General features: G+C 59.6%; 11 protein-coding genes. 4 read left to right on the forward strand and 7 right to left on the reverse strand.

The features are described 5' to 3' along the window. Positions 1–98: 98 nt before the first annotated feature. The 5 genes from LJE93_14465 to LJE93_14485 all read right to left on the reverse strand — a co-directional run bounded on the left by LJE93_14465 (position 99) and on the right by LJE93_14485 (position 2,374). Positions 99–509: a GFA family protein gene (locus LJE93_14465; GenBank protein MCG6950112.1), complete on the reverse strand. Its 411-nt coding sequence runs from the start codon at positions 507–509 to the stop codon at positions 99–101. Positions 510–718: 209 nt separating this feature from the next. Next, on the reverse strand, positions 719–1,030 hold the full coding sequence (locus LJE93_14470) for a cupin domain-containing protein (GenBank protein MCG6950113.1): 312 nt from the start codon (positions 1,028–1,030) through the stop codon (positions 719–721). Further along, a complete protein-coding gene (locus LJE93_14475; protein MCG6950114.1) occupies positions 1,017–1,772 on the reverse strand; it encodes a class I SAM-dependent methyltransferase in 756 nt (251 codons plus the stop codon). The genes LJE93_14470 and LJE93_14475 overlap by 14 nt, the downstream gene beginning before the upstream one ends. Beyond that, positions 1,754–2,119: a VOC family protein gene (locus LJE93_14480; protein ID MCG6950115.1), complete on the reverse strand. Its 366-nt coding sequence runs from the start codon at positions 2,117–2,119 to the stop codon at positions 1,754–1,756. The genes LJE93_14475 and LJE93_14480 overlap by 19 nt, the downstream gene beginning before the upstream one ends. 21 nt (positions 2,120–2,140) lie before the next feature. After that, on the reverse strand, positions 2,141–2,374 hold the full coding sequence (locus tag LJE93_14485; protein ID MCG6950116.1) for a hypothetical protein: 234 nt from the start codon (positions 2,372–2,374) through the stop codon (positions 2,141–2,143). A gap of 29 nt (positions 2,375–2,403) precedes the next feature. On the opposite strand from LJE93_14485, the gene LJE93_14490 reads away from it, so the two are divergent. Continuing rightward, complete coding sequence (locus tag LJE93_14490) at positions 2,404–3,198, forward strand: glycosyltransferase (protein MCG6950117.1); 795 nt, start codon at positions 2,404–2,406, stop codon at positions 3,196–3,198. Between the two features lie 109 nt (positions 3,199–3,307). On the opposite strand, the gene LJE93_14495 is transcribed toward LJE93_14490, so the two are convergent. Further along, positions 3,308–3,940 carry a hypothetical protein gene (locus LJE93_14495; protein ID MCG6950118.1) on the reverse strand — a complete coding sequence of 211 codons (633 nt, stop codon included), beginning with the start codon at positions 3,938–3,940 and terminating at the stop codon, positions 3,308–3,310. A gap of 156 nt (positions 3,941–4,096) precedes the next feature. Beyond that, positions 4,097–4,474 (reverse strand): VOC family protein, encoded by a 378-nt coding sequence (locus LJE93_14500; protein ID MCG6950119.1) that lies wholly within the window; start codon positions 4,472–4,474, stop codon positions 4,097–4,099. Between the two features lie 88 nt (positions 4,475–4,562). Here LJE93_14500 and LJE93_14505 point away from each other — a divergent pair, with 88 nt between their 5' ends. The 3 genes from LJE93_14505 to LJE93_14515 all read left to right on the forward strand — a co-directional run. Beyond that, positions 4,563–5,441 carry an MBL fold metallo-hydrolase gene (locus tag LJE93_14505; protein MCG6950120.1) on the forward strand — a complete coding sequence of 293 codons (879 nt, stop codon included), beginning with the start codon at positions 4,563–4,565 and terminating at the stop codon, positions 5,439–5,441. 93 nt (positions 5,442–5,534) lie between these two features. After that, a complete protein-coding gene (locus LJE93_14510) occupies positions 5,535–6,116 on the forward strand; it encodes a CoA pyrophosphatase (protein ID MCG6950121.1) in 582 nt (193 codons plus the stop codon). Next, positions 6,117–6,313 (forward strand): hypothetical protein (locus LJE93_14515; protein MCG6950122.1); only part of this gene is annotated, 197 nt, incomplete at its 3' end. It lies immediately after the preceding gene.

The raw sequence follows: 6,313 nt of genomic DNA on the forward strand, positions 1-6,313 counted from the left end.
GTCCGTCATTGCCGCAGGATTGGATCACCAGCATCATCGCTATGACGAGAAGGACGCCCCAACGTGCCTTCATGTGTCCCCCCTCATGGTGGGTGCGATTATACGCCGTCCCGGGACAGATGTTTGAGTCGGTCGGCGTGCTCTTCCCAGTTTTGGCCATCGAAATCCGAGATACTGACTCCGGCAACGGTTTCCCGGTCGAGGCAGCGAACGTTGACGCTGATGCCATCGGGGTTGGAACGGGGAATGTAGAACGACTTGATGCCGCAGGTTCTGCAGAAGTGGTGCTTGGCGATTCCCGTGTTGAAGGTGTAGGTGGCGAGTTCTCCCTCGCCTTGGATGAGGCGGAAGCGTGCCGACGGAACGATGAGATGGAGGTAGGCGGTCATCGAACAGATAGAACAGTTGCAGAGCTGCGCCTCGAGTCTGGCTGGAGCGTCGACTTCGAAGCGGACCTTGCCGCAGTGGCAGCCGCCGTGGTGAGTTACGAGCCGATCCTCATCTTTCATGGCCTTCAGAGTAGCTGGTCGTCCGCGATTCCCTGGATGTTGGATTTTCGATCTGTGATCCGCCCACCCAGCTGCATTCGCGCCTCGGGCCTCGCCGCCGCAAGCCTTTTGATCCATCAGCAGCGTGATCCATGGCCTGTCGGCCATCCAGCGTCCAACATCCAACATCTAACATCCAATTTCCGACGTTCATCTACCACGGAGCTAGCTTACCGATAGTCGTCACGGGCAGGCGAGAAGACGTCGATGATCTTGCAGGTCGTGATGGAGTGGCCGGAGTGGACGGCGTCGGGAGGGATCACCTGGTAGTGGCCGGAAGTCAGAATTCCCGGCTGTCCGTCGACGGTGAGCTCGAACTCGCCCTCGATGACGTTGCAAATCTGCTCGTGGGGGTGTGAGTGCTCGGGGAGGTCGACATCCGGTTCGAAGTGCCAGTGGGCGATTGTCATCCGATTCGAGTGAACGAAGCGCACCCGGGTGCCGGGTATGAGTTCTTGCTCTTCGAGGTCAACCAACTTCATTTTCCAGCTCCTTCGCGTCCGCGTGATCGATCAGACGATCGATGCCTTGACCCGGTTGGCTGTGAGCTCTCGGCTGGGCGATAACGATCTCAGACGGCACGCCCCAGGAAACCAGGGTCGACGAATGGAGCACCTTCCAGGATGCAGGGCCGAGGAAATCAGTCAGTGAGATTGGCCGGCACCCTCCGACCAACGACGGTTTGAGTGAATGAATCGCAAGCCAGCAGGCGACAACCCACCTCGAAATCAGGTTCGTCCCGTAGGTGAGCCCGGTCAGGCACAGTAGACCATTCGGGCGCAAGACCATCCAGGCCTGGGCGAGTGTTCTCGATATGTCCTGAGTAGACAGCAGGTCGAGTACATAGGTGCTGATGAACCGATCGCTCGACATCGGTGGCAGAGGAACGCGTGGTCGGCCGTCGGTGCGGACAACAGAAGCACGTGCGCCATGGTGAACGAGCCGGCTCCTGGTCAGCTGGACCATGGTCTCAGAGACGTCGAATCCGACGTACGTACCGGACTCGGGAAGGTGATCGTCGAGCAGGGCCTGCGCAAGCCGCCCGGTCCCGCAGCCGAACTCGACTACCGCCTCGGCTGAACCGAAATCACCGAGCTTGACAAGTTGCTCGATCGGGGCCTTTTCGAACCAGGATTGTTGGTCCTGTCGGCGACCGAAGCGGTCGTAGAAATCCTTGGCCTGTTGCCGCGTCAGGATCGGGCGGGTTACTCGGGTCGATGGCATACCGCTTCAATGTTGTGGCCGTCGGGGTCGAGGAAAAATGCCCCGTAATAGTTCGGATGGTAATTCTCACGGAGCCCGGGGGGCCCGTTGTCTATTCCCCCCGCTTCCATTGCCGCGGCGTAAACAGCGTCCACAGCGGATCGATCCCGGCTGGTGAACGCGATATGGATCTGTGGTGTGGCCTTTCCACCCTGTCGTATAAAAAAATCCGGCTTCTCGAGAATGCCAAACCCGCATCCGTCCGGAAAATCCATGATCGCGTGGTATCCGAGGGGTTCCAGCGCTTTCGCATAGAACTCTTTGCTCGCAGCCAGGTCGCTCACCGAAATTATGATGTGATCGAGCATCGCTCCTCCGGTCGGTTTGTTTCAGCCAATGTACCCTCCGTCTCCGCCGGCGGCAACTTTTCTCCGGTCGATGGCCTCGTGATCCGGGCTCTCTGCAACCATCACCTGGTGATTCGGCGTGTCCAAGGTCTTTCGTAGCCGATCAGCCGTCTCGTCAGAGGTACTCGGGTAGCCGAGATCGGTGGTGAGACGGCTCAACGTTGCTGCATCTCCAGAGGTGGCCTGCCGGATGGGGAAATCCGTGTTCTGAATCATGGACCCGTGCATCATCTCATGGATGGAACATGGCGGTGGGGGATACGATGGACGGTGGAGGTCTGCTGTTGGGACCGGAACGGCCTGTGATCTCACTCGTGATACCGGCATACAACGAGGAGCGATACCTGCCGCGAACGCTCGAGTCGGTGGATGTCGCTCGGGAGTGTTGGCGGCGTGATTCGTCCCTCCTCGAGGTTATTGTGGCTGACAACGTCTCGATGGACCGCACCGCGACGATCGCCAGGGCGAGGGGCTGCCGGGTGGTGACGATCGAGGAGCGTCGGATCGCAGCGGTTCGCAACGGCGGTGCTGCGATCGCCGCGGGAGAGATTCTGTGTTTCGTCGATGCAGACTCGGTGATCCACCCGGAGACCTTCAACGAGATCGAGGATGCTCTGGCGACCGGGCGTGTTGTCGCCGGTGCCACCGGGGTACGGATGGAGAGGTGGTCGCTTGGCATCGCAGTGACCTATGCCGTTTTGATGCCGATGGTATGGCTCTCGCGGATGGACACAGGTGTCGTCTTCTGCGCGAGGGAGGACTTCGAGGCGGTTGGAGGATACGACGAGCGACGCTTCTTTGGCGAAGATGTGCAGCTGCTGTGGGACCTGCGCCGCATCGGCTGCCAACGGAAGCAACGACTGGCTCGTCTCAGATCCGTCAAGGCTCTTGCATCGACGCGAAAGTTCGATACCCATGGTGAATGGCACTACTTCACCGGTCTCTTCCTCCTGCTGCCAAAGTTGTTGTGGTCGCCGCACGCCACCACCGACTATGCGAACAAATTCTGGTATGGCGAACAACGTACCCCCAAGAGTTGAGAGTTCAGAGTCTAGAGTTGAGAGTGCCCACCTACCCCCATGGACAACGGGTGGACGGGTAGGAATTTTCAACTCTCAACTCTCAATTCTCCATTCTCAACTCACGAATTCAGATCCACCCGAGGGCGCCGAAGACTACCAATCCGAAGATCGCCACACTGAAGATGACGCCCACCGTGATCGCCTTGGCGCGCACCGTCTTCATGTCGTGCACCCAGTAGGACACGAGGAAGAAGTGCAGGTAGCCGAAGAGAAAGATCGGAATCGGCGAGCTGGCGCTCCAGTAACGCCAATCCCAGGTGAGCGCACCGATGTCGTTGAGCCAGATCTCGACCAACACGCAGAAGGCGGAATTGGTGATCGCAAAGAACAACCGGTTGGGCAGGCCGAGGATTTTTTGCGCTTTGTGTGGCGGCAGCATCTTGCCGAAGGCGATGCCGGCGATCGAAAACATGAACATGATTTCGATGTTGAGTCCGACCAGAATCAGGAGTGCGGTCTTGCCCGGTGCACCCCACATCGGAGCGTAGCCGGAGAAGTGGAGAACCAGCGAATTCCAGATCTCGTTGATCCAGTCCATGCCCCAGAACGCGAGTCCGGCGAACACCAGATTCCAGTTTCGGCGCTCGATCTCGACGGAGTAGACGTAGACCACCAGAGCGAATAATGGAATGACGTACCACTGGAATAATGAGGTATCGCGGAGTATCGAGAGCGCCTGGGTCGCAGATTCCGTGAGCATGAATCACCTCCTGGCGTGTATTCTAGCCGCAGGAGAGGCTTTATGAATAACGCGGACTGGCTGTCCTCTCCGGACATGCCATCGTTCTGAGATCGTCCTTCTTCCGATGTCGAGTATGAGTTTGATTTCCGAAATCCCAAATCCGAACTCCGGCTCTTACAATCCTTCCTTCGGCTCCCAGAGCTCGACCTTGTTGCCCTCGGGGTCCACGAACCAACCGAATCGTCCGTAGCTCTCCTCCATGATCTCCCCGACGATGGTCGCTCCGCCCTCGGTGACCTGCTTGAGGGCGCCGTCAAGATCGTCGACCATGAGGTTGACCATGAACTCGCTGGTCGAAGGTTCGAAGTACTCGGTTTCCTTGTCGAAAGGCGCCCACACGGTGAGTCCTCCGACCGGCACCGAGCCGGGCAGGAAGCTCGCGCCATACGGCGGGTCGACCGGCATTTCGAGCCACTTTCGGTACCAGGCACCGAGCTTCTCCGGGTCCTCGGTTTTGAAGAACACACCACCGACACCCAACACTTTTGCCATTCGATTCTCCTTGTCACTGATATTTGGACAATAACAAAACGGCTCGGGCATTCGCATCTGCTGGCGCAGCTCGGTATAGAATGCCGAGATGCGGCATGAATGGCGGCGCCGGCTTTGGGGACGCCTGCAGAATGTGCGGGCTCGGTTGGAGGGCGTCGGTAACGACGTCACACGAGTTCGTCTTACGAGCATTGGGGCGCAGTTCCTCGGGATGGAGGTCGACGCCTTCCTGGTTGGCGACATCCTCGTCGACACGGGATTCGCCTACGCACGCGACCCGATGCTGGCCGCGCTCGAGCAGCATCGAATCCAGCTGATCTGCTGCACCCACAGTCACGAAGACCACACCGGAAACTGCGCCGCGATTTCTTCGGTGCATGGCTGTCCGGTCTTTCTTCGGCACGCAGACACTTTCTGGGATGAGGGAATCGAGTCACTGGCGCCCTACCGCCGGATCTGGTGGGGCGAAGTGGAACCGTTCGACGCGTGTGAGATGCCGGAAGTCGTGGAGTCGGGCGGGCGGAGGCTCGAGGTGATTCCGACGCCGGGACATGCCCGTACCCAGGTCGCGTTTTTCGAATCGGCAACCGGCGACGTTTTCACCGGCGACCTCGTGACCTCGCCACGCGCATCCGCAATCCTGACCTGGGGCAATCCGTGGCAGGAGGTCGAATCGCTTCGTCGCGTTGCCGCCCTCGAACCGCGACGGATGCTGACCGGCCACGGCCTGATCGAAGAACACCCGGCGCCTCTTCTGCAGCGCAAGGCGGATCTGATCGAGAGCGCAGCCAGTCAATCGGTCGAACTCATGTCCAGTGAGCTGGATCCTCGAGTTGTCGTGAGAACGGTATTTCCTAAAGGCGGGGCGAAGGACAGATTCCTCGAAAGGCTGACGAGCCGAGAGTTTTCTCGCCTGAATTTTGTCCTCGCTGCTGTCCGTCATGCGCCAGGAAGGCCCGGGGCCTGAGACCTGGGGCTTGGGGCCGCCTTCCTCGACACCCGGATCTCAGGTCACAAGCCTCGATCCCCGAGCCGACGTAATTCTGCGACAATAAACCTCGTGCTGAGTGTCGAGTCCTTCCGCACCGCCCTTGGTGAGTATCGCCCGCGCTCCTTGCCCGAGGCGGAAGGTCAGACTCGGGCCGCGGTTGCGGCATTGCTTCGCCCTGCGGAGGAGGGAGCCGAAATCCTCTTCATTCACCGGGCCGAAGACCCTCGCGACCCGTGGTCGGGTCACATGGCATTTCCTGGCGGCAGGGTTGCAGAACACGATGCCGATCCACTTGCCACGGCACTGCGGGAGACGCGGGAGGAGGTCGGTCTCGACCTTTCGGCGTTCGCCGAAAAGCTCGGGAGACTCTCGGACGTGGCCGCCATCGGTCGAGGCCGACCACTCAACATGGTCATCATTCCCTTCGTTTTCGCTGCGGATACCGTGCCGCCGTTGACGACCAACCGGGAGGTGGCCAAAGCGGTGTGGGTGCCGGCGAGTTTTCTCGCCGACCACCGCAATCGAGAGTTGATGGATTATCAACGGGCAGGATTGTCTCTGGAATTACCCTGTTATCGTTTTCAGAGCCACCTCATCTGGGGCCTGACCCTGAGCATGGTGGATGAGCTGTTGTCACTTGTAGTCTTCTGAATGTTGAATTTCGCCAGAGCACTCACCGTCACCGTGTTGACGTGCGCCGCGACCACCGTGGCCGCACGTGAATGTCGGGTGGTTTTGTCGGACGGTGCCGCACTTTCGGGCGCCCGGATTTCGGTGATCGGTCGCGGGGAATCGTTGGTGGCCGACGGCGACGGTCGATTCGAGCTCGATCCGGTGCCGGAGCTGCC

Source organism: Acidobacteriota bacterium, assembly GCA_022340665.1.
Classification (GTDB): Bacteria; Acidobacteriota; Thermoanaerobaculia; order Thermoanaerobaculales; family Sulfomarinibacteraceae; genus Sulfomarinibacter.